The following is a 20992-nucleotide window of genomic DNA, read 5'->3' as shown; positions in this document are numbered from 1 at the left end:
CCTGTAGTGTGGAACGGCTGACACCAATCCTGTGGCGAGGGGGCTTGCCCCCGTTGGGTCGCGAAGCGGCCCTGAAATCGATGGTCGTATTGCTTCAGAGAGAACGCATCTGCCGGTTTACGACTGCTTCGCAGCCGATCGGGGGCAAGCCCCCTCGCCACAGGTTGTTCATTGCTTCAGGGGGCGGCGGGCAGCAGAAACCGCGCAATCACCGGCAAGTGATCGGAGATGCGCAAGGTATCGTCCTGCCGCACCTGGGCTTCGACCCGTTTGATCCGTGGGCTGTAAAACAGATAGTCGACCGTGCGGTCCGGGCCATTGAGGGCGGGGTCGTTGGGGTAGTGGGTGAGCCAGTCCGCGCGGTCGACGCCGCTGGCTTCGTTGTTGGTCGGGATCATCGGGTACTTGTCCCACAGCAGGTGCAGCGTGCTGTCGGGCGAGTAGGGCGTGCGTTGTTCCGGCGCCAGGCGTTGGTACTGGCCCAGCGGCAGCAGGTTGAAATCTCCGCCGATCAGCCACGGTGTGCCGCGCCCCTCGAATTTGTCGATGACCTTGGCAACGGCTTCTACCTGGGGTTGCAGGGTGTCGTCCGGTTGCGTTGCCCGGTCCAGATGGGTATTGAGCACTGCGATTTGTCCGCCATCGCTTAATGGCAAGTAACTGACGAGCAGGGCGTCCCGAGGCTGGAACTGTCGGCGGACAAGGTTGGCCGGGGCTTGCGGTAATTGCAGGCGTTCGGCGTGTTCGATCTGGTAGCGGCTCAGGGTTGCCAGTTGCCGGCCGACGCTGCCAAAGATGTGCGTGTCCGGGACGAAGTCGGCTTTCCAGTCAAACGTGTAGACGCTGCACGGATAGAGGTCGCTCAGGCGTTCCTGGAGCAGTTTGAGCTGGTCCTGATAGTCGCTGGCCTTGGCGCCAGCGTCGAGTTCCTGTAGCAGGACAATGTCCGGTTTCTCGTCACGCACCACCCGCGCCACTTCGTCGAGGCTGAAGGCCATGTCCTCCAGGGTCGGGCGTTCGTCGGTGCCGTTGGCCAGGTCATTCCAGAACACATAGCGCTTGCCGGCCAGATACTGGACGTTCCAGGTCATCACCTTCAAGGCCTGGCCGGGCACCAGCGTGGGCGCCTCGGCGCGGCAGCTGACCGGCAGCGTTTCCTTGGCGTCGGGGCGCCAGGTCAAGCTGTAGACCATGGCGAACAACAGGCCGACGAAGATCAGCAGGCCCAGCAGGGTGTAGCGCAGTAGACGGGTCATGGCTCGGCTTATGGCGTTACAAATTTGACCCCGAGCATAGCCCAGAGCCGGGCAGACCCCAAGGGTAGAGCGCTCAGGCCATGCTGTCAGGCGTGTCAGGCTTTTCGCAAATCAACATATACAGGCGATACAGCACCACGCTGAGGAACAACTGCAAAAAGCTGTAGGCGCTTTCCATCAGCAATGACAGCGCCGGGTTTTGCGGTTCGGAGTAGATCGTCACGCTGGTGCCCTTGAGTACCCACAACGGCACCATCACGCAGAGCATACACACCAGAATCCGCAGGAAATGCCCCTTGGTCAGTTGAAAACTCTGCTTGATGGCGTCCAGTGGTTCCAGGCCCCGCAACACCAACAGGTATTCGGTGAAGGCCAGCATCACCATCAGCCAGACCCCCGGCAGAAAGTACAGCGACAGGCCCACGCGAAGCAGCATGCTGTTGATCGCGACGAGCACCGCCAGGCGCGGCCATAACGTCACGGACATGGCCAGCAGGTCGAGGGTTTTGGGGGACTCACCCCGGCTGCGGGCGTCGAGGAACAGAATCAGCGCGCCGGTGTACAGCGGATACACCAGCAACCCGACAATCAGGCTGTAGCCGGGAAACACGTCTGGCTCCACGGCATGGCCGAGCAGTTGCTGGAGCAGCGCTTCGAACACCACCAGCGGCAGGCACAGGGTGACGATCCGGCTCAGGTTGCGCTGGAAGAAGTAGAAGGAGTCGCGGAGCACATCTAGCGGATTCATTGGCAGCGGTCACAAGTAACAAGCTATGTCGACACTCTAACCGATGCGACCGTCAGTCGAGCAAACGTAAACGTTCGGTAAAGCTCGTTGAAACAATCTGTAACAGCCCCATAACTCATAGGCACCTTATCCACAATGGATAGGGCGAGGATTTTCCCGGCAATCTATGAGGTCGCCATGAACAGCGAAGAACAAACCCTGATCGATGGACTGTTTTCACGGCTGCAACAGGCCGAAACGGATTCAGCCCCGCGCGATGCCCTGGCCGAGACGCGGATCAAGGAACACCTGGGGCGCCAGCCGGCGGCGGGCTATTTCATGACCCAGGCGATTCTGGTGCAAGAGGCCGCCATCAAGAGCCTCGACGAACAGAACAAACAACTGACCCGGCACATCCAGCAACTGCAAGCCGAGCTGCAAGACGCCAGGGCACAGGCCGCCGCACCGGCACCGAGCAGCGGTGGCGGATTCTTGTCGAGTATCTTTGGCGGTGCCCGTGATACGCCGCCGGCACCGGCCTCCAGCGGTGGCTGGCGCGAGCCGGGGCGTCCTTCGGCAGCCCCGTCGCCCAGCTATGGCGCGCCACAGCAAAACTATGCTGCACCCCCTCAGCAAAACTACGCCGCGCCGCCGCAACAGGCGCCCGCAGCAGGTAGCAGTTTCCTGGGGGGTGCCTTGAAAACTGCCGCCGGGGTGGCCGGTGGCGTGATGCTGGCAGAGGGCATCAGCAGCCTGTTCCACAGCCATCAGCAACCGCAGGAAATCGTCGAAGTCATCAAGGAAGTACCGGCTCAGGTCAATGACAGCGGCAACGGTTGGGGCAATGACGATCAGCGCCTCGCCAACAACGATGCCTGGGGCAACGACCAGGGCGATGCCGATTTCAGCGACGACAGTTCCTCTTTTGGCGACGACGATTCCTTCGTCTGACACACCATTCGTCCGGGGCGTTGTAGCGCCCCGGACTGATTTTTCGCGGAACATTCCATCTGGCTGGCATACTGGGCGACTTTTCAGGCCTCGGGCCTGATCAATCGCCTGCGCTTGTGTGCGCCATGAGGATTTGCGGTGAAGAAGATCGCGGTGTTCGCCGATGTCCAGAACCTCTATTACACCGTGCGCCAGGCCTATGGCTGCCATTTCAATTACGCCGCCCTGTGGGCTGACATCAGTCAACGCGGGCAGATCGTCGAGGCCTATGCCTACGCGATTGATCGCGGCGACAGCAAGCAGCAGCAGTTCCAGCAGATCCTGCGCAATTTAGGCTTCACCGTGAAACTCAAGCCGTACATCCAGCGCAGCGACGGCTCGGCCAAGGGCGACTGGGACGTGGGCATTACCCTCGACATCATGGACGCCGCCGATCACGTCGACGAAGTGGTGCTGGCTTCCGGTGACGGGGATTTCGACATGCTGCTGGAACGCATCATCAGCAAGCACGGGGTGGAAGCGGTCGCCTATGGCGTGCCGGGGCTCACCGCCAACTCATTGATTCGCGCAGCGACGCGCTACGTGCCGATCGAAGGCGCGTTGCTGCTTAAAAACTGATTTTTACCAGTAGGAACACGTTTGGAACGCATAGCTGTCATCGACTTTGAAACCACCGGGATCTCCCCGAGCAGCAGTTGCCGGGCCACGGAAATCGCCGTGGTGATCCTTGAACAGGGGCGCATCGTCGAGCGTTACCAAAGCCTGATGAACGCGGGCGTGCGAGTGCCGGCGTTCATCGAGCAACTGACCGGCATCAGCAACGCCATGCTGCGCACTGCGCCTTCGGCAGAGCAGGTGATGAACGAGGTCAACGAGTTCGTCGGCTGCACTCCATTGCTCGCGCATAATGCGGCGTTCGACCAGAAGTTCTGGGACTTTGAACTGGGGCGGATCAAACGCACCCGCTTGCAGAATTTTGCTTGCTCGCTGCTGTTGGCCCGTCGCCTGATGCCGGCCGCGCCTAACCACAAACTCGGCACCCTCACCACCTACGCAAAACTGCCCCACACCGGACAGGCTCACCGGGCTATGGCCGACGCGGAAATGGCGGCGAACCTGACGGCCCACCTGGCCGAGGAACTGCGGCACACACACGGGGTGCGCGAGTTATCCCACGACTTGCTGTGCAGCTTGCAGAAAGTGCCAGCGGCGAAAATCAACGAACACCTCAAGCGCCATCGCGGGTTTTAAGTTCAGTGGCGCTTTAGCTGGCGCCATCGGGGGCTGAACAGTCTCCACAGAACCCAACTCACCCGCCATTTTTGCCATTGCTTTCCAACTGCCCCAACGGCACGCGCCGTTCTATGGCGCTGGAAAGCACAATCGATGTCTTGCTGGAACCGAACCGCGCCACGCGGTTGATCAGTTCCTCAAGCTCGGTCATCGAACCGACCGCCGCCCGGATGATCACGCACGGGTCGCCGGTGACTCGATGGCATTCAGTGATCTGGGGGATGCTGGCCAGTTCGTCGTATGCCTTCTGGTTACCGTGCAGGGCCAGGCGCAACTCGATCATGCACTGGATCGGCAGACCTATTTTGCTCATGTCGACAGTGGCCTGGTAGCCGGTGATCACCCCGCTGGACTCCAGCTTCGCCACGCGTTCGGCGACGGCCGGTGCCGACAGGTTCACCTTGCGGGCCAGTTCGGCGTAGGACGCCCGTCCGTTTTCCAGCAGGGCACTGAGCAGCATGCGGTCGTACTTGTCCATAAACAGGCTCCTGAAGTGGCTGGCTTTTGAAAGCACGGTTTATAGCCGTGATCTCCATGCTTTGAAAAGTGTACGGTCCTTATAAACAGGTTTTGTAACTTAAGTTCCGCCTGTCGGTTTTCTAGAATAACGTTCCACTTGTCCTGTCGTAGAGCATCCCATGCCTGGCCTTCGCCGTTTCCCGTTACCGTTGATTGGTGCCTTTTTTGCGCTGTATGTGATCTGGGGATCGACCTACCTGGTGATTCGCATCGGTGTGGCCTATTGGCCGCCACTGATGCTCGGGGGTGTGCGTTTCATCATTGCCGGGAGCCTGATGTATGCCTTTCTGCGCTGGCGTGGCGTCCCGGCGCCGACCTGGCCGCAATGGAAAGCCGCTGCGGCGATTGGCGTGTTGCTGCTCAGTTGTGGCAATGGCGCGGTGACCGTCGCCGAGCACGCGGGTGTGGCTTCCGGCGTGGCGGCGTTGGCGGTGGCGACGGTGCCGTTGTTTACCTTGCTGTGCGGGTATTTCTGGGGTGCGCGTAATACCCGTCTGGAGTGGGCGGGGATTGTGCTCGGGCTGATCGGCATCGCCATGCTCAATCTGGGTTCCAACCTGCAATCGAGCCCGCTGGGCGCAGTGTTGCTGATTTTCGCTGCCGCGGCCTGGGCCTTCGGCTCGGTGTGGAGCAAGCACTTGCCGTTGCCACAAGGGGCGATGGCCAGTGCCGCCGAAATGCTCGTGGGCGGCGTGGTGCTGATGATCGGCAGCGCATTGTCTGGCGAACGTCTGCAGAGCATGCCGCCGCTCGAAGGCTGGGTGGCGCTGATGTACCTGGTGGTGTTCGGTTCGATTGTCGCGTTCAACGCCTACATGTACTTGCTGAAAAACGTTCGCCCGGCGGCGGCCACCAGTTATGCCTACGTCAACCCGGCAGTGGCGGTGTTGTTGGGGATCATGTTTGCCGGTGAAAGCATTGGCTGGGAGGAAGCGATGGCGATGACGGTGATCATCAGCGCTGTGGTGCTGATCGGCTTGCCGCAGTGGCGACGTGTTCCTGAGCGGCGTGCTGTTTTGGTGCCGACAGAATCCCGTGTGAATTAGGGTAAACTGCGCGCCATTGCACACTTGCGCTGATTTCTCCTACGGTATTCCCATGACTTTCGCCACTCTTGGCCTGATCGAACCCTTGCTGCGCGCCCTTGAGACGCTCGGTTACCAGACGCCGACCCCGGTGCAGACGCAAGCCATTCCGGCGGTGCTGGCCGGTCGCGACCTGATGGCTGCGGCCCAGACCGGCACCGGCAAGACCGCCGGTTTCGCGGTGCCGCTGTTGCAGTTGCTGGCCATGGAAGGGCCGAAAGTCACCAGTAACTCGGTGCGTGCGCTGATCCTGGTGCCAACCCGCGAGTTGGCCGAGCAGGTTCACGAAAGCGTGCGCCAGTACGCCGAGAACCTGCCGCTGAGCACCTACGCGGTGTACGGCGGCGTCAGCATCAACCCGCAAATGATGAAGCTGCGCAAAGGCGTCGACCTGCTGGTGGCCACGCCCGGTCGTCTGCTGGACCTGTTCCGTCAGAACGCGCTGAAGTTCAACCAGTTGCAAACCCTGGTGCTGGACGAAGCCGACCGCATGCTCGACCTGGGCTTTTCCGAAGAGCTGGGGAATATCTACAGGGTGCTTCCAAAGCAGCGCCAGACGCTGTTGTTCTCTGCGACCTTCTCCGACGCGATCCGCGAGCTGGCCGGGAAAATGCTCAATGATCCGCTGAGCATCGAAGTCAGCCCGCGCAACGTGGCGGCCAACACCGTCAAGCAATGGGTGTACACGGTCGACAAGAAGCGCAAGCCCGAGCTGTTCGTTCACTTGATGCGCAAGGGCAAGTGGAAGCAGGTGCTGGTGTTCGCCAAGACCCGCAACGGCGTGGACGCCCTGGTGGAGAAGCTTCAGGGCCTGGGCGTGAACGCCGACGGCATCCACGGCGACAAACCGCAAGCCACGCGCCAGCGTGCACTGGACCGTTTCAAGGCCAGTGAAGTGCAGATTCTGGTGGCCACTGACGTCGCGGCCCGTGGGCTGGACATCGAAGACCTGCCGTTGGTGGTGAACTTTGACCTGCCGATCGTCGCCGAGGACTACATCCACCGTATCGGCCGCACCGGCCGTGCGGGCGCGACCGGTGAGGCGATTTCGCTGGTGTGCGCCGATGAAGTGAACTTGCTGTCGGCCATCGAGATGCTGACCCGTCAGACCTTGACCCGTCACATGGAGCAAGATTTCGAACCGGAGCACCGCGTGCCGGACACCGATGCCAGCGGCCAGGTGATCAAGAAACCGAAAAAGCCGAAAAAACCCAAAGCCTCCGGTGGCGGCAAGCGCAACCTGGGCAAATGGGTAGACAGCGGCGAGACGGTCGCGGATGTGCCGGTCAAGGCCGTACGCAAAGTGCCGGTGTTCAACACCGGGCCGCGTAAGCGTAAGCCTTGATTAGACCCAACGCCTGTTAGACCGCTTTCGCGAGCAAGCCCGCTCCCACATTTGATCTGGGTTGTATGCAAAATTTTCGTCAAATGAAAATCCAGTGTGGGAGCGGGCTTGCTCGCGAAGGGCACGACCCAGTCTTCAACTCTTACGTTTCAACCACTCCACCATCCCCAACCCTGCCGCTCGCCCGCTGGCGAAACATGCGGTCAGCAAGTAGCCGCCCGTCGGCGCTTCCCAGTCGAGCATTTCCCCTGCGCAGAACACGCCGGGAAGCTGCTTGAGCATCAGTTGTTCATTCATCGCTTCGAACGTCACGCCACCGGCGCTGCTGATGGCCTCGTCCAGTGGGCGGGTGTTGACCAGCGTCAGGGGCAAGGCCTTGATGGCGCTGGCCAGCGAGAACGGGTCGCTGAAGGTCTCGGCCGGCGTCAGTTCACGCAGTAACGCGGCTTTCACGCCGTCGATACCGAGTTGGCTGTGCAGGTGTTTGGCCATGGAGCGTGAACCACGGGGTTTGCTCAGCGCCGCCTGGATTTTATCCACAGGCTTGCCGGGCAGCAGGTCGAGGTGCAGGGTCGCTGAACCGGTGTGGTTGATGGCCTCGCGGATCGGCGCCGACAACGCATAAATCAGACTGCCTTCGATGCCGGTGGCCGTGATCACGCATTCGCCCAGCCGCGGCACATCGTGATTCAGCCCGATGGCGATGTTCTTCAGCGGGGCACCGGCGAATTTGCTGACCATCAATTCGCTCCAGGCCTGCACTTCAAATCCACAATTGCTCGGTTGCAACGGTGCCAATGCCACGCCGCGTTGCTCCAGTGGCAACATCCATGCGCCGTCCGAGCCCAGGCGCGACCAACTGCCGCCACCCAGTGCCAGCAGCACGGCATCGGGGTGGATGGATTGTTCACCTTCGGGGCTGTCGATGCGCAGGCTACCGTCGGTGTTCCAGCCCTGCCAATGGTGGCGGGTGTGGATAGCAACGCCGGCCTCGCGCAGGCGTTTGAGCCAGGCGCGGAGCAGGGGAGCGGCTTTCATGTCGGTAGGAAATACCCGGCCAGAGCTGCCGACAAAGGTTTCGATGCCCAGCTCATGAATCCATTGGCACAAGGCGTCGGCCCCGAATGCCCGCAGCAACGGGGCGATCTGCGGGGCGCGTTCGGCGTAGCGCGAGAGGAACGCGGGGTAGGCTTCGGAGTGGGTGATGTTCATACCGCCGACACCGGCCAGCAGGAACTTGCGCCCCACTGAGGGCATGCCGTCGTACAGATCGACCTTGACCCCGGCCTGGCTCAACACCTCGGCCGCCATCAGGCCGGCGGGGCCGCCGCCGATGATGGCGACGTGAGGGGGGAGGGAAGTCGAGAACTGAGTCATGAGAGGCGCTGAGATATGGCGGAATAAGCCGGGGATTCTACCAGCACCGATCTATGTGGGAGTGTGCTGCTCCCACATTTGATCTTCGGTGTGCCCAGGGCTGTTCAAAAAACAACCACCTCTTTGCAGGCTATACACGCTGTGGCCTGTAGGGCCTTTCGCTCAGGTTATCCACAGGCCGTTCCACAGGCATTGTGGGTAAAGCACTCACAACTCAATGACACCCTGATGACTGCCAGACTCGCTGTGCGCTGTGATGGAGGATGCCGTGGCGCCGCGCCAGGGCCTTGCGGTCCTTGCTGTAGCCGCCGCCGATCACCCCGACCACCGGAATATCGCGCCCCAGGCAATGGCGCAACACGCTTTCATCGCGGGCGGCGACGCCTTGGTCGGTCAGTTTCAGGTAACCCAGCGCATCGTCTTTGTGCACATCGACGCCCGCGTCATACAGCACCAGATCCGGTTGATAGAGCGGCAGCAGATAGTTCAGCGCGTCATCGACCACCTTCAGGTACGCCTCATCGCCCATGCCCATCGGCAGCGGGATGTCCCAGTCGCTAGTGGCTTTGCGTGCGGGAAAGTTCTTTTCGCAGTGCAGGGAAACCGTCACGGCGTCCGGGGTATGTTCCAGAATACGTGCCGTCCCGTCGCCCTGGTGTACGTCGCAGTCGAAGATCAGCACCCGACCGACCCGGCCGCTTTCCAGCAGGTAATGGCTGATTACCGCCAGGTCGTTGAAGATGCAAAAACCGGCCGGGTGATCGTAGTGGGCGTGATGGGTGCCGCCCGCCAGGTGGCAGGCCATTCCGTGTTCCAGCGCTTGCTCGGCGGCCAGCAGTGAACCGCCGACCGCACGCACGGTACGCCGGGCCAGGGCTTCGCTCCAGGGCAGACCGAGGCGCCGCTGGTCCTCGCGGGACAATTCGCCGCCCATGTAGCGCTCGATGTAGTCCGGGGCGTGGGCCAGGGCAAGAATGTCTGCCGGGCAGAGCTGCGGACGCAGCAAGGCGTGGTCCTGGGTCAGGCCGCTGTCCACCAGGTGATCGCGCAGCAGGCGGAACTTGTCCATGGGGAAGCGGTGTTCCGCCGGGAACTCGGGGCTGTAGTCTTCGTGGTAGATCAGCGGCAGCGGCATGGCAGATTTATCTAGGAAGGTATGTAGGAATAAGTGAAGGATCCTACCAGCGATGTAGACTTGTGGCATGGAAACGGAGGGGATCGATGGAGCCAATACTGGAACTCGAAAGCGCACGGTTGTTGATGCGCCAGTGGCGTGATGAGGATCTGCCGGCGTTTGCAGCGATGTGCGCTGACCCGCAGGTCATGCGTTACTTTCCGGCGCTCCTGAGCCGCCTGGACAGCGCGGCATTGATCGGGCGAATGCGCGGTCATTTTGCCGAACATGGTTTTGGTTTTTGGGCGTTGCAGCGCAAGGACACCGGGGCTTTCATCGGCCTGACCGGTTTGTTGCATGTCGGTTTCGAGGGGGCTTTTACCCCCGCCGTGGAAATCGGCTGGCGCCTGGCACGCGAACATTGGGGCCTGGGTTACGCCAGTGAAGCGGCGTGGACCGCTCTGCGCTGCGGCTTTGACCGATTGGCGCTGGACGAGGTGGTGGCGTTTACCACCGAGGCCAACCTGCCGTCGCAGAAAGTCATGCAGGCGATCGGCATGCATTACGACCCCTCGGCGGATTTTGAACACCCCAAGGTCGGGGCCGATAATCCGCTGCGTCACCATGTGCTGTACCGCATCACCCGTGAACAGTGGCTGGAAACCTTGCATGGATAAGCTGGGCGGGATGTTTACAATGTGCCCATTGTGGGTCCGAGCCTGAATCTGAATTAACCGCCGCAGCCCAGACTGCGCGGTATAGCCTGTGTGAGGAGCGTCTGAATGAGCCAAGTGTTGGAAGACCTGGTCGACTTGCTGACCCTGGAAGCGATCGAAGAAAACCTGTTTCGCGGTCGCAGCCAGGACCTGGGTTTTCGCCAGTTGTTCGGCGGCCAGGTGTTGGGCCAGTCCCTTTCCGCGGCCAGCCAGACCGTCGAGGAAGCGCGCCATGTGCATTCGATGCACGGCTACTTTCTGCGTCCCGGTGACGCCGCGTTACCCGTGGTGTATCAGGTGGACCGGGTGCGCGATGGGGGCAGTTTCAGCACCCGCCGCGTGACTGCGATTCAGAAGGGCAACCCGATTTTTACCTGCAGTGCGTCGTTCCAGTACGACGAAGAAGGTTTCGAGCACCAGAGCGTGATGCCGCAGGTAGTGGGCCCGGAAAACCTGCCCTCGGAACTGGAAATTACCCGGCAACGCGCACACCTGATCCCGGAGCACATGCGCGAAAAGCTGCTGTGCCCCAAGCCGATCGAAGTGCGCCCGGTCACCGAAAAAGACCCCTACAACCCGCAACCGGCCGACCCGATCAAGTACGTGTGGTTTCGTGCCGACGGTGCGTTGGCCGATTCGCCGGCGTTGCACAAATACCTGTTGGCCTACGCCTCGGATTTCGGTTTGCTGACCACCTCGATGCTGCCGCACGGTAAGTCGGTCTGGCAGAAAGACATGCAGGTCGCCAGCCTCGATCACGCGTTGTGGTTCCACGCTGACCTGCGTGCCGATGACTGGCTGCTGTATGCCATGGACAGCCCGTGGGCCGGCAACTCGCGCGGTTTCTCTCGTGGCAGCGTGTTCAACCGCGCCGGGAAACTGGTAGCGTCGGTCACTCAGGAAGGTTTGATTCGTCATCGCAAGGATTGGGCATGAGCCTTTCTGAAGTACGGCACTGGGTGTTTGACATGGACGGCACGCTGACGGTGGCCGTGCACGATTTTGCGGCGATCCGCGAAGCGCTGGCGATCCCCGCCGAGCACGACATTCTGACTCACCTCGCGGCGTTGCCCGCCGCCGAAGCGGCGGCCAAACACGCCTGGCTACTGGAGCATGAGCGTGATTTGGCGCTCGGCTCAATGCCGGCACCAGGCGCGGTGGAACTGGTGCGCGAGCTGGCCGGGCGCGGTTATCGCCTCGGCATCCTGACCCGCAATGCACGTGAACTGGCGCATATCACGCTGGAGGCGATTGGCCTGGCGGACTGCTTTGCAGAGGACGATGTGCTGGGCCGTGACGACGCACCGCCCAAGCCCCATCCCGGCGGTTTGTTGAAACTGGCCGAGGCCTGGGACGTGGCACCAGGCGAGTTGGTGATGGTCGGCGATTATCGTTTTGACCTGGACTGCGGCCGGGCGGCGGGGGCGCGGACGGTGCTGGTGAATCTGCCGGACAATCCATGGCCGGAACTGACCGACTGGCATGCGCAGGATTGTGTGGCGCTGCGGCAGATGCTGTCGGCTTGAAAGTACCTTTGTGGCGAGGGCGCTACGGGAACAACGCCTTCTGCCCCTCGGGCGAGGTGAACATCCGGTTCCCGTCATGCCCGACGCCGGGCACTTCGATCAGCCGTTGATTCAACCCTTCGGGATGGCGTTGTTGCAAATAGTCGAAATAGCTGTGCCCACGAATCAGCCGATACGCGCCCTGCGTCTCGGCGGCGCAGCTTCTGTCCAGGGCCGGGTGATGGGGGTTGATGTCTCTTTGGCCCAGCAAGTAGGTGACATCGCGCTGAATGTAAGCCTGCTCCAGTTGTTGCGGTGTTTGCCCGTCGGCGTAGTCCGGCAGTTTCTCCAGACCGTACTTCCAGTCATTGAAACCGGGGCACGTCGCGACATCGAACGCTGCTGGCCGCTGTGCATCGAAGTACGCGTACGAGGACGGGTTGGCGACCACAAACCGCAAGGCAATGCCGGCGGCTTTCAGGCTGGGCACGTCGTGTTCGAGCAGCGCATAGCGTTGCACCACTTGTGCGCCGCCAGAGTGACCGGCGATGACGATTTCTTTCAGGGCGGGAAACTGCTGGCGGTCACTCAGGCGTTCCAGAATCTTGTCGAGCACCGCGTAGGAACTCAGTGGGTTCGGACCGGTGGACGGCGCGCCCGCCATCCAGTCATTGCCCTGCCAGCGCAGTAAGCTGTCGGGCAAGTGATGGCGTGCGACATCGGCTTCGTTGAGAAACTGCGGCGCGATCACCAGGGTAGTGGCGCTTTGTCCGGCGTGCTCGGCGGCGGCTTCAGCACTTTGGCGATAACTTTGTGCGTTGCGCAGCCGACCGTGAATCACGATCAATACGCGCAGGATCTGCGGTGACGCCTGGCTGACGTCGACCGCCATTTCGCCAGCCCCCAGGTCCAGCCGTCCGGGGCTGATGACCTTGACCCCGCGCTCGGCGGCCTGACTGGCGGCGCAGACGATCAGCAGACCGAGCAGCACCAGCCGTTGACGGCTCATTTACAGGCTCTTCGCCGCAAAGGTGTCGCACTGGCCGACCTGGCCCTGGGCGAAACCGGTCTTGAACCAGCGTACCCGCTGCGCGGAAGTACCGTGGGTAAACGAGTCCGGTACCACGCGGCCCTGACCCTGTTGTTGCAAGCGGTCATCGCCGATGGCATTGGCTGCGTTAAGGGCTTCTTCGATGTCACCTGGTTCGAGCCAGTTCAGGCGTTTTTGCGCATTGTTGGCCCAGACCCCTGCCAGGCAATCGGCCTGCAACTCCTGGCGCACCAGCAAGCCGCCGTCGCCTTCCATGCGTTGACCTTGCTGACGCGCAGCCTGGATTTTCGCCGACACGCCGAGCAAGGTCTGCACGTGATGGCCCACTTCGTGAGCGATCACATAGGCCTGTGCGAAGTCGCCGGCGGCGCCAAAGCGCTGGGACATGTCCTTGAAGAAACTCATGTCCAGGTAGACCCGTTGATCGGCCGGGCAATAGAACGGGCCGGTCGCCGAGGATGCGCCACCGCAGGCCGAGTTCACCCGACCGCTGAACAGCATCAGCTTGGGTGCCGAGTACTGGCGGCCGGCCTGCTGGAAAATCTGGCCCCAGGTGTCTTCGGTGTCACCGAGGATGCGCGCCACGAATTCCGCCTGCTCATCGTTGGCCGGTGGCGCCTGGCGGGTTTGCGTGGTGGCCGGGGCCGAGGTTTGATCCATTTGCCCGACCAGTTGCCCGAGGATTTGCAGCGGGTCCTGGCCGGTGATCCAGCCAATGCCGACGATCAGGACGATGGCCGTCAGGCTCAGGCCCTTGCCGCCGCCGAAACGCATGCCCCCGCCACCACTGCCAACGTCATCGCCCCGCGCATCCACCACGTTGTCGCTGCGTCGGCCTTTTTTCCATAGCATGTGGGAATCCTCTGAATGAACGTGGTGATGAGTGTCGCTGTTGAGTGGTACTGACGCCAGTCCGATCGTCAGCCGGCGCCTGCTACAGTGGCTCGGCCGCAAAGGTATCGCACCGCTCGAGTCGTCCCTGGGTAAAGCCGACGTTGAACCAGTGCATGCGCTGGGCGGAGGTGCCGTGGGTGAACGTCTCAGGCAGCAGGGCGGCCGTTTGGTTCCGTTGCAGGTAGTCGTCACCGAACACGGTAGCGGCGTGCAGCGCGGCTTCGATGTCGCCCGCCTCCAGCCAGTTCAATCGGTGTTGCGCATGCTGCGCCCAGACACCCGCCAGGCAATCGGCCTGCAGTTCACTGCGCACGTGCAAACCGCCATCGCCGTCGACGGATTGGTGAGCGTCGAGCGCATCGTCCAGCGGCTTCGCCAGCCCGAGTACGTTTTGCACGTGATGGCCGACTTCGTGGGCGATGATGTAGGCCTGCGCAAAATCGCCGACGACCGAATACTTCCGGGCCATGTCATCGAAGAACGCCAGGTCCAGATAAATCCGCTGATCGCCAGTGCAGTAAAAAGGCCCGATGGCCGAGGACGCGAAGCCGCAGCCGGAAACCACGCCGTGGTCGAAGAGGGTCAGCGAGGGGCTCGGATAGGCTTGGCCCAGCGGCTTGAAAAGCTGTGTCCAGGCGTCTTCGGTGTCACCCAGAATCGACTCGACGAAGGCCCGCGAGCGGTCGTCTTCCGGTGTGTCGTGCCCCCGTAAATCCGTGCCCAGCAGGCCGATGACCGCCAGCGCCACGAGACCCATTCCGGCGGCAGCCTTGCGGTTGATCCCGGAGCGTGGGACCGAGGCTTCCCGGGTGTCCAGTACGTTGTCGCTGCGTCGTGCCTTGTTCCATAACATGATGATATTCCTTGTAGGTTGATCGGCATCCATTGCCGCCCACAGGGATAACAGCTGGCCCGCCCGCCGTTCAGGCAAATGTGTAAAGGCAAGTAATCGTGCACCGGGCGAAGTTGTATAAGAATCGTAAACGCGGGCCCAAATGGCCACCTCCCGGCTTCCTTCACTGTGGGGTGCGGCCCATAATCGCGGGCCCCTGCAGTAATGGCCGTGAACCCAGAATGACAATGACAATAGAACTTCCCGCAGCCCTCCAGGCCCCTGTGGCCGAGCCGCGCAAGAGTCGCAAGAACAACCCGGAAAAGACCCGCGAAAACATTCTGCAAGAAGCCATTGTCGAGTTCGTCCAGCAGGGGCTGGCCGGCGCGCGGATCGATGCAATCGCCGAACGAATCCACACCTCCAAGCGCATGATCTATTACTACTTCGGCAGTAAGGAGCAGCTCTATGTCGAAGTGCTGGAGAAGCTCTATGGCGATATTCGCCACACCGAAAGTTGTCTGCACCTGGCTGAGCTGGCCCCCTTGGACGCGATTCGGCGGCTGGTGGAATTCACCCTCGATCACCATGATCGCAACGTCGATTTCGTGCGCATCGTCAGCACCGAAAACATTCACAACGCCGAGTACGTGAAGCAGTCCGGGGCGATCAAGGCGATGAACAACAGTATCCTCGATTCGCTGGGGGACATCCTGCGGCGCGGTGCCGAGCAGGGGGTTTTCCGCTCGGGGCTGGAGCCGGTGGATGTGCATTTGTTGATCAACTCGTTTTGCTTCTACCGGGTGTCGAACCGCCATACCTTCGGTGAGATCTTTCAGGTCGACCTGTCGGATGAAGTGATCAAGGAACGCCATCGCCAGATGATCTGCACCTCGGTGCTGGGTTACTTGCAGGCGTAACGGCTGCTGTCATCGTTCCTGGCGCATTTCAGAACTTCCCCCCCTCATCAGGCCGGACTCCGGGTCGGCCTGCGCGCCTTTGTGTGTGCGAACTTTCTGCATTAATTGAAAATCATTCTCGACAAGACGTAAGATGCGGCCCTGTTTCCTTCAAGTTCCAGGGAGTCGGTTTGTCGGACGTGGATCTCAAAGGCCTGTTTCTCAAGCACGCCGTTACCCTGCGCGGGTACCTGGCCCGCAAGGTACGGGACCCTCAGTTGGCTGCTGATCTGGTGCAGGAAAGTTTCCTGCGCCTGGCCGAACAGACGCGCGCGGAGCGCATCGACAATACCCAGGGCTATCTCTATCGAACGGCGAGTAATCTGCTGATCGACCATGTTCGCCAGGAAGCGCGGCGCAAGACCGACTCCGTGCCCCATGAGGCGCTGGCCGAGATCGAGGATGAAATGGCCGGGTTGGAGGCTCAGGCGATGGCCGAGCAACAGCGAATGGCATTGAAACAAGCATTGGCGGAGCTGCCAGAGCGGACCCAGGAAATTTTCCGCCTGAACCGCATCGAAGGCCTGACCCACGCCGAAGTCGCCCGGCAGTTGGGCATCAGCGACAGCTCGGTGCAAAAGCATCTGTCTCGGGCGCTGGCCTACGTCATGCAGCGCTTGGGCGATCATCCGACGAACGCGTTACGGTAAATGCCGGGTTGAATCGTCACTGCTTATATATAACGAGAATTCGAGATTCACACGTGAATAGCCAGGGCCAGGATCACAGCATCACCGAGGCCGCCGCCGACTGGGCGGTGCGTCTGCACGCGGGGCCGTTGAGCGCCGCCGAACAGGCCGAGTTGCAGCGCTGGCAAGCGGCGGACAGCCGTCATGACGACGCCTTGCGCTTCGCCGAGCAGACGTGGGCGGCCCTCGGCGACTTGCGCCACGATGCCGATTTCAAACACGCCCCGGCCCCGCATCGGCGCCCGCCCGCAGCGGCACTGGTGCCGCCCCGTTCGACACGGCGACGGCGTCCCTGGCGTGTGGCCGCCAGCGCTGCGCTATTGCTGCTGGCGATCAGTGTCGGATGGCTGCGCGGCCCGCAAGCGCTGCTGCACCTGCAAGCGGATTACGTCACGGCCAAGGGCGAAGTGCGCACCGTGCACCTGGCCGATGGCAGCACCGTGGAGCTGGATTCGGCCAGCGCCATCCGCCTCGATTTCAATGGCACGCAGCGGCGGATTCGCTTGCTCAGCGGCGCCGCGTGTTTTGACGTGGCGCCCATGGGGCCGAAGGAAACACGGCCCTTTGTGGTCGACAGCGCCGGCGGCCAGACCCGCGCCCTCGGCACACGGTTTGTGGTCGGGCGTGAAGACGCCGGGCATGCGTGGGTCGGCGTGCTGCAACACAGTGTTGCGGTGACCCTGCAAACCCCGCCCGCACAAGGCTCGGCCGAGCGGGTGCTGCAAGAAGGTCAAAGCGCACGCTATAGCCAGACAGCCGGGGTGCGGGCGCTGGACGGTTTCGACCTGCAACGGGCGACCAGTTGGCGGCGCGGCGTGCTGATTTTTGATCGGCTGCCGCTGGCCACGGTGATCGAGCAACTCAATCGCTACCGTCCCGGTCGCGTGTTGCTGAGCAATCCTGAACTGGGTACGCGGGAAGTCAGCGGCGTGTTTCGCCTCGACATGCTCGACGCCGCGTTGCAGACCCTGACCCGTGAATTGCAGGTGCAACGCTTCGATCTCGCGGGCGTCAGCCTGATCTATTGAGCCGGCTTCACACCAAGGCTTCCCCCCTCATTGAAAAACTTCTGAAAAAAAACTTACTGAGTTTCGCTGCCTGACACGTCTTGCTAAGTGAGATGCATTCTCACAAACAAGCATAGTCAGCGCAGGGATATCGAGCATGGTTGTCAGCAGTTGCAAGGAGCGCCTCACCGCCAGCCGGTTGGCCCTTGCCATTCACCTTGGAGTTGCCGGGATGTTGGCCAGCGGCGGCGTGTTGCACGCCGCTGAACCACAAGGTGTCGTCACGCAGCAGGCCGACCAGCAAACCGTGCAGATGTTCGATATTCCCGCCCAGTCGCTGGGCACGGCCGTGCTGCTGTTCGCCGAGCAGGCGGGGCTGCAAGTGTTGTTCGACAGCCAGCGTTTGCAAGGCTTGCAGAGTGCTCCGCTCAAGGGCCGCTACAGCGTGCAGGAAGGCCTGGCCCGTTTGCTCGGCACGGCGCCAGTGGAATACCGCTTCACCGGCGAGCGCCAGGTGACGTTGAACCGGGTGGCTGGCCATGACGGCGCGCTGGCATTGGACACCACCACCGTCTCGGGCAACCACAACGAAGGCCAGCCCAGTGACTGGGTCTACCAGACCCCGCGTTCGGTTGCGGTGATCACCCGCGATCAGATCGACAAACGTCCACCGCGCCATGCTGCCGACATGCTCGAAGAAACCGCAGGCGTCTACAGCGCCGTCAGCCAGCGTGACCCCGGTTTGTCAGTGAACATCCGCGGCGTGCAGGACTACGGTCGGGTCAACATGAACGTCGATGGCATGCGTCAGAACTTCAACGTCAACGGCCACCAGCAGCGCAACGGCACCATGGTGATCGACCCGGAGTTCATCTCCAGCATCGAGATCGACAAGGGCAGCCAGTCCGGCATGGGCGGTGCGGGTGTGCTCGGCGGTATCGCCACCTTCAAGACCCTGGAAGCCAGCGAGTTCATCGGCGAGGGCAAGGAATACGGTGGGCGGGTGCGGGCCGGCAGCGGCATTGGTGAGCTGGGCAACGGCACCTATTTCAACGGCAGCGGGGTGTTTGCATTCGGCAATGAAGTGGGCGACGTGCTGCTGGGTTTCAGCGAACGGCATTTCGGCGACTACCGGGGCGGAACGCATAATTCCGACAACCTGGGCAGCGAGATCATGGTCAAGAAGTACCGCCCCGAGGCCTGGAACGACTGGCTCAACAGCGAAGTCGGCGACTCCGGCAGCGTGACCCGCTCGCAACTGATCAAGTTCGGCCTGAACCTGCCCCAGGACCAGCGTCTGCAACTGAGCTATATGCAATCGGACAGCGACAGCAACGATTCGTGGATCTATGAAAACGGCAACGCCTACGACTATCGCCGCCACAGCAAGAACAACCTCAGTGCGCAGAACATTGCGCTGGACTACCACTACACCCCCGACAATCCGCTGATCGACCTCAAGGCCAAGGTCTATTACGTGACCACCCAGCTGGATCGGCGCAACGCTGGCAACGATGCCACGGTGTCTTCGGGCAACCGCTATGCCGCGTACACCGATCACTACCGCACCGACACCTGGGGCGGGCAACTGGAGAACACCGCGCGTTTTGATTTCGACACGTACGGCTCGTTGAGCTGGAACCATGGCCTGGAGCTGTACCAGGACAAATTCCGCCCACGGGTCGACAAGATTCCTGCGCCCAACGAGGTGGTCCTGCCGTACATCGAGGGCGGAACTCCGGCCGGCAAACGCACCATGGCCAGTCTGTTCAACACCCTGCAATACGAATACGGCGGCTGGCTGACCCTGGACGCGGGCCTGCGTTATGACCGTTATCGGCTGGAAGGCCAGACCGGCATGACGCTGTTCAAGTACCCCGACGTGGGCGTTCGCGGCGCGGCGTCCCACGACGTGTACGACATCGACCGCGAAGAAGGGCGCTTCTCGCCGACCTTCGGCATCGGCATCAAACCGGGCGTGGACTGGATGCAGGTCTACGCACGCTGGGGCGAAGGCTGGCGTCCGCCGGCCGTGACCGAAGCGTTTATGACCGGTCGCCCGCATGCCGGTAACTCCGGGGAAATGGTGTACCCCAACCCTTACCTCAAGGAAGAGAAATCCCGGGATTGGGAAGTGGGCGTCAACGTGTTCAAGGAGTCGCTGTTTTTCAACAATGACCGGCTGGGCGTGAAGGTCGCGTACTTCGATACCAAGATTCAGGACTACTCCTTCCTCAACACGGGCGTGTCGATTCCGCACTCCACGCCAGGCCTGGGCTTCGGTCGCATGGCCTATGTGAACAACCTGAGCGACACGCGTTTTCGTGGCCTCGAGTACCAGCTCAACTACGACATGGGGCGGATGTACACCAACCTCAGCTACACCCACATGATCGGCACCAACGAATTCTGCTCGAAGAACTTCTACATGGGCGGCGCCAAGAAAAGCGGTGGGCGGGTCGGCACCATCACCGAGAAGGTCACGCTGCCCAACGGCAAGGTCGGCACGGTGCGCAGAACGGTCTACAAATGGGTCGACGACGAAAAGGCCAACGCGGCCTACGACTGCAAGGGCGTGTTCGGCAACGCCACCTACATGCCGGCCGATCGCGGCTCGCTGACCGTCGGTGCGCGGTTCCTGGAACGCACCCTGGATACCGGCGTGCGGGTGCGTTACAGCTCCGGCAACGGCGAAAACCTCGACAGCCACAGCTATGAATTCCTCGACCAGGCGACCTGGCCGAAATACACCGTCTATGACCTGTACGCCAGCTACTGGGCGACCGAAAACCTGAACATTGCGCTGGCCCTGGAAAACGCCACCGACGAAGCCTATTTCGTCGCCATGGGCGACGCCAACAACCTCACCCTGGCCCGCGGGCGAACCCTGAGCGGGATGCTGGAGTACAAGTTCTGAGTCGGCGTGTTGCCACTCGAAAGGTTTTGCTCACGAGGAGCAAAAAGTACGCCGTACGTGCGTATCGATGTTCATCATTAACTTATGAAGGATCCTGTAATGACTATCTCGGTTAACTACGCAGCATCGCAAGGCTCGACCACCATCGCCCAATACCTGGTCGACTGGACCGCTGGCTTCCAGACCGCCGGTCACGGCTACAGCAACACCGGTGGCTTCAGCAGCGGTGGTCGCAACATGAATGGCGACCAGTACGCCACGCATGGCAGCAATGGCTCCGACTACGCGTTCATTGCCGACAGCAACACCACCAACGGCCTGCACTACGTGTTCACCCCGGGCGTACCGGCCAGCAGCAACATGAACCACTACCTGTGGGGCAACCTGGACAACGTGCAACTGGGCGAAGTGCTGGGCGGCGGCAGTGGCCATGACTTCACCCTCGACAACTACGTGGTGGCGTTCAATGGTCTGGACCTGTCTGCCGCCCAAGGCGCTGGCCGTGCCGGCAACGTGGTACAGGACGTGATCTACGGCCTGATGCAAGGCAACACCGCCAACCTGGAAACCGTGCTCAACAACCTGCTGGACGACTACGGCCTGTCCACCGCATCGACCTTCGACGCACTGGCCGCCAAGGGCCTGGGACACGCCACTGCCGAATCCTTCGCTGCCGCCGACGTGGCGCTGGTGGGCGTGCAGGACGTTGGACAGGACTGGGCACTGGCTGCCTGATTTCCCTGCTGCATAAAAAA

21 protein-coding genes are annotated in these 20992 nt (G+C 61.7%); 13 read left to right on the top strand and 8 right to left on the bottom strand.

Annotation, left to right across the window (positions count from 1 at the left end):
- Positions 1-176: 176 nt before the first annotated feature.
- Both AC1Z1G_RS23465 and AC1Z1G_RS23460 read right to left on the bottom strand, forming a co-directional pair.
- Positions 177-1256 (bottom strand): endonuclease/exonuclease/phosphatase family protein, encoded by a 1080-nt coding sequence (locus tag AC1Z1G_RS23465; protein WP_483622670.1) that lies wholly within the window; start codon positions 1254-1256, stop codon positions 177-179.
- A gap of 73 nt (positions 1257-1329) precedes the next feature.
- Positions 1330-2004, bottom strand: coding sequence for a YciC family protein (locus AC1Z1G_RS23460; protein WP_483622669.1), 675 nt, complete (start codon positions 2002-2004; stop codon positions 1330-1332).
- 177 nt (positions 2005-2181) lie between these two features.
- Between AC1Z1G_RS23460 and AC1Z1G_RS23455 the strand changes: the two genes are divergently transcribed.
- The 3 genes from AC1Z1G_RS23455 (at position 2182) to AC1Z1G_RS23445 (ending at position 4185) form a co-directional block, all read left to right on the top strand.
- Entirely contained in the window at positions 2182-2934 is a 753-nt protein-coding gene (locus AC1Z1G_RS23455) for a DUF2076 domain-containing protein (RefSeq protein WP_483622668.1), read from the top strand.
- Positions 2935-3072: 138 nt separating this feature from the next.
- Entirely contained in the window at positions 3073-3552 is a 480-nt protein-coding gene (locus AC1Z1G_RS23450) for a LabA-like NYN domain-containing protein (RefSeq protein WP_347902172.1), read from the top strand.
- A gap of 21 nt (positions 3553-3573) precedes the next feature.
- Positions 3574-4185, top strand: a complete 612-nt coding sequence (locus AC1Z1G_RS23445; protein WP_483622667.1) for a 3'-5' exonuclease — start codon at positions 3574-3576, stop codon at positions 4183-4185.
- A gap of 58 nt (positions 4186-4243) precedes the next feature.
- On the opposite strand, the gene AC1Z1G_RS23440 is transcribed toward AC1Z1G_RS23445, so the two are convergent.
- Entirely contained in the window at positions 4244-4705 is a 462-nt protein-coding gene (locus AC1Z1G_RS23440) for an Lrp/AsnC family transcriptional regulator (protein ID WP_483622666.1), read from the bottom strand.
- A 160-nt stretch (positions 4706-4865) separates the two neighbouring features.
- Here AC1Z1G_RS23440 and yedA point away from each other — a divergent pair, with 160 nt between their 5' ends.
- Both yedA and rhlE1 read left to right on the top strand, forming a co-directional pair.
- Entirely contained in the window at positions 4866-5792 is a 927-nt protein-coding gene (gene yedA, locus AC1Z1G_RS23435) for a drug/metabolite exporter YedA (protein ID WP_483622665.1), read from the top strand.
- A gap of 52 nt (positions 5793-5844) precedes the next feature.
- Positions 5845-7176 (top strand): RNA helicase RhlE1, encoded by a 1332-nt coding sequence (rhlE1, locus tag AC1Z1G_RS23430; protein WP_483622664.1) that lies wholly within the window; start codon positions 5845-5847, stop codon positions 7174-7176.
- Between the two features lie 135 nt (positions 7177-7311).
- Here the strand turns inward: rhlE1 and AC1Z1G_RS23425 are convergent, their stop codons facing one another.
- Both AC1Z1G_RS23425 and AC1Z1G_RS23420 read right to left on the bottom strand, forming a co-directional pair.
- Positions 7312-8553, bottom strand: coding sequence for a TIGR03862 family flavoprotein (locus AC1Z1G_RS23425; RefSeq protein ID WP_483622663.1), 1242 nt, complete (start codon positions 8551-8553; stop codon positions 7312-7314).
- Between the two features lie 214 nt (positions 8554-8767).
- Positions 8768-9688, bottom strand: a complete 921-nt coding sequence (locus AC1Z1G_RS23420) for a histone deacetylase family protein (RefSeq protein ID WP_483622662.1) — start codon at positions 9686-9688, stop codon at positions 8768-8770.
- An 86-nt stretch (positions 9689-9774) separates the two neighbouring features.
- Between AC1Z1G_RS23420 and AC1Z1G_RS23415 the strand changes: the two genes are divergently transcribed.
- The 3 genes from AC1Z1G_RS23415 to AC1Z1G_RS23405 all read left to right on the top strand — a co-directional run bounded on the left by AC1Z1G_RS23415 (position 9775) and on the right by AC1Z1G_RS23405 (position 11909).
- The gene (locus tag AC1Z1G_RS23415) at positions 9775-10344 is read left to right on the top strand and encodes a GNAT family N-acetyltransferase (RefSeq protein ID WP_483622661.1); all 570 of its coding nucleotides are present in this window, start codon (positions 9775-9777) and stop codon (positions 10342-10344) included.
- A gap of 105 nt (positions 10345-10449) precedes the next feature.
- On the top strand, positions 10450-11319 hold the full coding sequence (gene tesB, locus AC1Z1G_RS23410) for an acyl-CoA thioesterase II (RefSeq protein WP_347902157.1): 870 nt from the start codon (positions 10450-10452) through the stop codon (positions 11317-11319).
- Positions 11316-11909 (top strand): HAD family hydrolase, encoded by a 594-nt coding sequence (locus tag AC1Z1G_RS23405; RefSeq protein WP_483622660.1) that lies wholly within the window; start codon positions 11316-11318, stop codon positions 11907-11909. Before tesB ends, AC1Z1G_RS23405 begins: the two co-directional genes overlap by 4 nt.
- Before the next feature lie 22 nt (positions 11910-11931).
- Here the strand turns inward: AC1Z1G_RS23405 and AC1Z1G_RS23400 are convergent, their stop codons facing one another.
- The 3 genes from AC1Z1G_RS23400 to ypfJ (AC1Z1G_RS23390) all read right to left on the bottom strand — a co-directional run bounded on the left by AC1Z1G_RS23400 (position 11932) and on the right by ypfJ (AC1Z1G_RS23390) (position 14686).
- The gene (locus AC1Z1G_RS23400; RefSeq protein WP_483622659.1) at positions 11932-12897 is read right to left on the bottom strand and encodes an alpha/beta hydrolase; all 966 of its coding nucleotides are present in this window, start codon (positions 12895-12897) and stop codon (positions 11932-11934) included.
- Positions 12898-13791 (bottom strand): KPN_02809 family neutral zinc metallopeptidase, encoded by an 894-nt coding sequence (gene ypfJ, locus AC1Z1G_RS23395; protein WP_483622658.1) that lies wholly within the window; start codon positions 13789-13791, stop codon positions 12898-12900.
- Between the two features lie 82 nt (positions 13792-13873).
- Entirely contained in the window at positions 13874-14686 is an 813-nt protein-coding gene (gene ypfJ, locus AC1Z1G_RS23390) for a KPN_02809 family neutral zinc metallopeptidase (RefSeq protein ID WP_483622657.1), read from the bottom strand.
- A 221-nt stretch (positions 14687-14907) separates the two neighbouring features.
- Here ypfJ (AC1Z1G_RS23390) and AC1Z1G_RS23385 point away from each other — a divergent pair, with 221 nt between their 5' ends.
- From AC1Z1G_RS23385 to AC1Z1G_RS23365, 5 genes are all read left to right on the top strand, one after another.
- Positions 14908-15585, top strand: coding sequence for a TetR/AcrR family transcriptional regulator (locus tag AC1Z1G_RS23385; protein ID WP_483622656.1), 678 nt, complete (start codon positions 14908-14910; stop codon positions 15583-15585).
- Between the two features lie 170 nt (positions 15586-15755).
- Entirely contained in the window at positions 15756-16274 is a 519-nt protein-coding gene (locus AC1Z1G_RS23380) for an RNA polymerase sigma factor (RefSeq protein WP_483622655.1), read from the top strand.
- Positions 16275-16327: 53 nt separating this feature from the next.
- Complete coding sequence (locus tag AC1Z1G_RS23375) at positions 16328-17341, top strand: FecR family protein (protein ID WP_483622654.1); 1014 nt, start codon at positions 16328-16330, stop codon at positions 17339-17341.
- A 136-nt stretch (positions 17342-17477) separates the two neighbouring features.
- Entirely contained in the window at positions 17478-20237 is a 2760-nt protein-coding gene (locus AC1Z1G_RS23370) for a TonB-dependent receptor (RefSeq protein ID WP_483622653.1), read from the top strand.
- Between the two features lie 99 nt (positions 20238-20336).
- Complete coding sequence (locus AC1Z1G_RS23365; protein WP_483622652.1) at positions 20337-20972, top strand: heme acquisition protein HasA; 636 nt, start codon at positions 20337-20339, stop codon at positions 20970-20972.
- Positions 20973-20992: the final 20 nt, after the last annotated feature.

It is taken from the genome of Pseudomonas sp. JL27(2026) (assembly GCF_056933555.1).
Note: the sequence above shows the minus strand (reverse complement) of the source record. Positions and strands in the feature narration are given on the sequence as shown.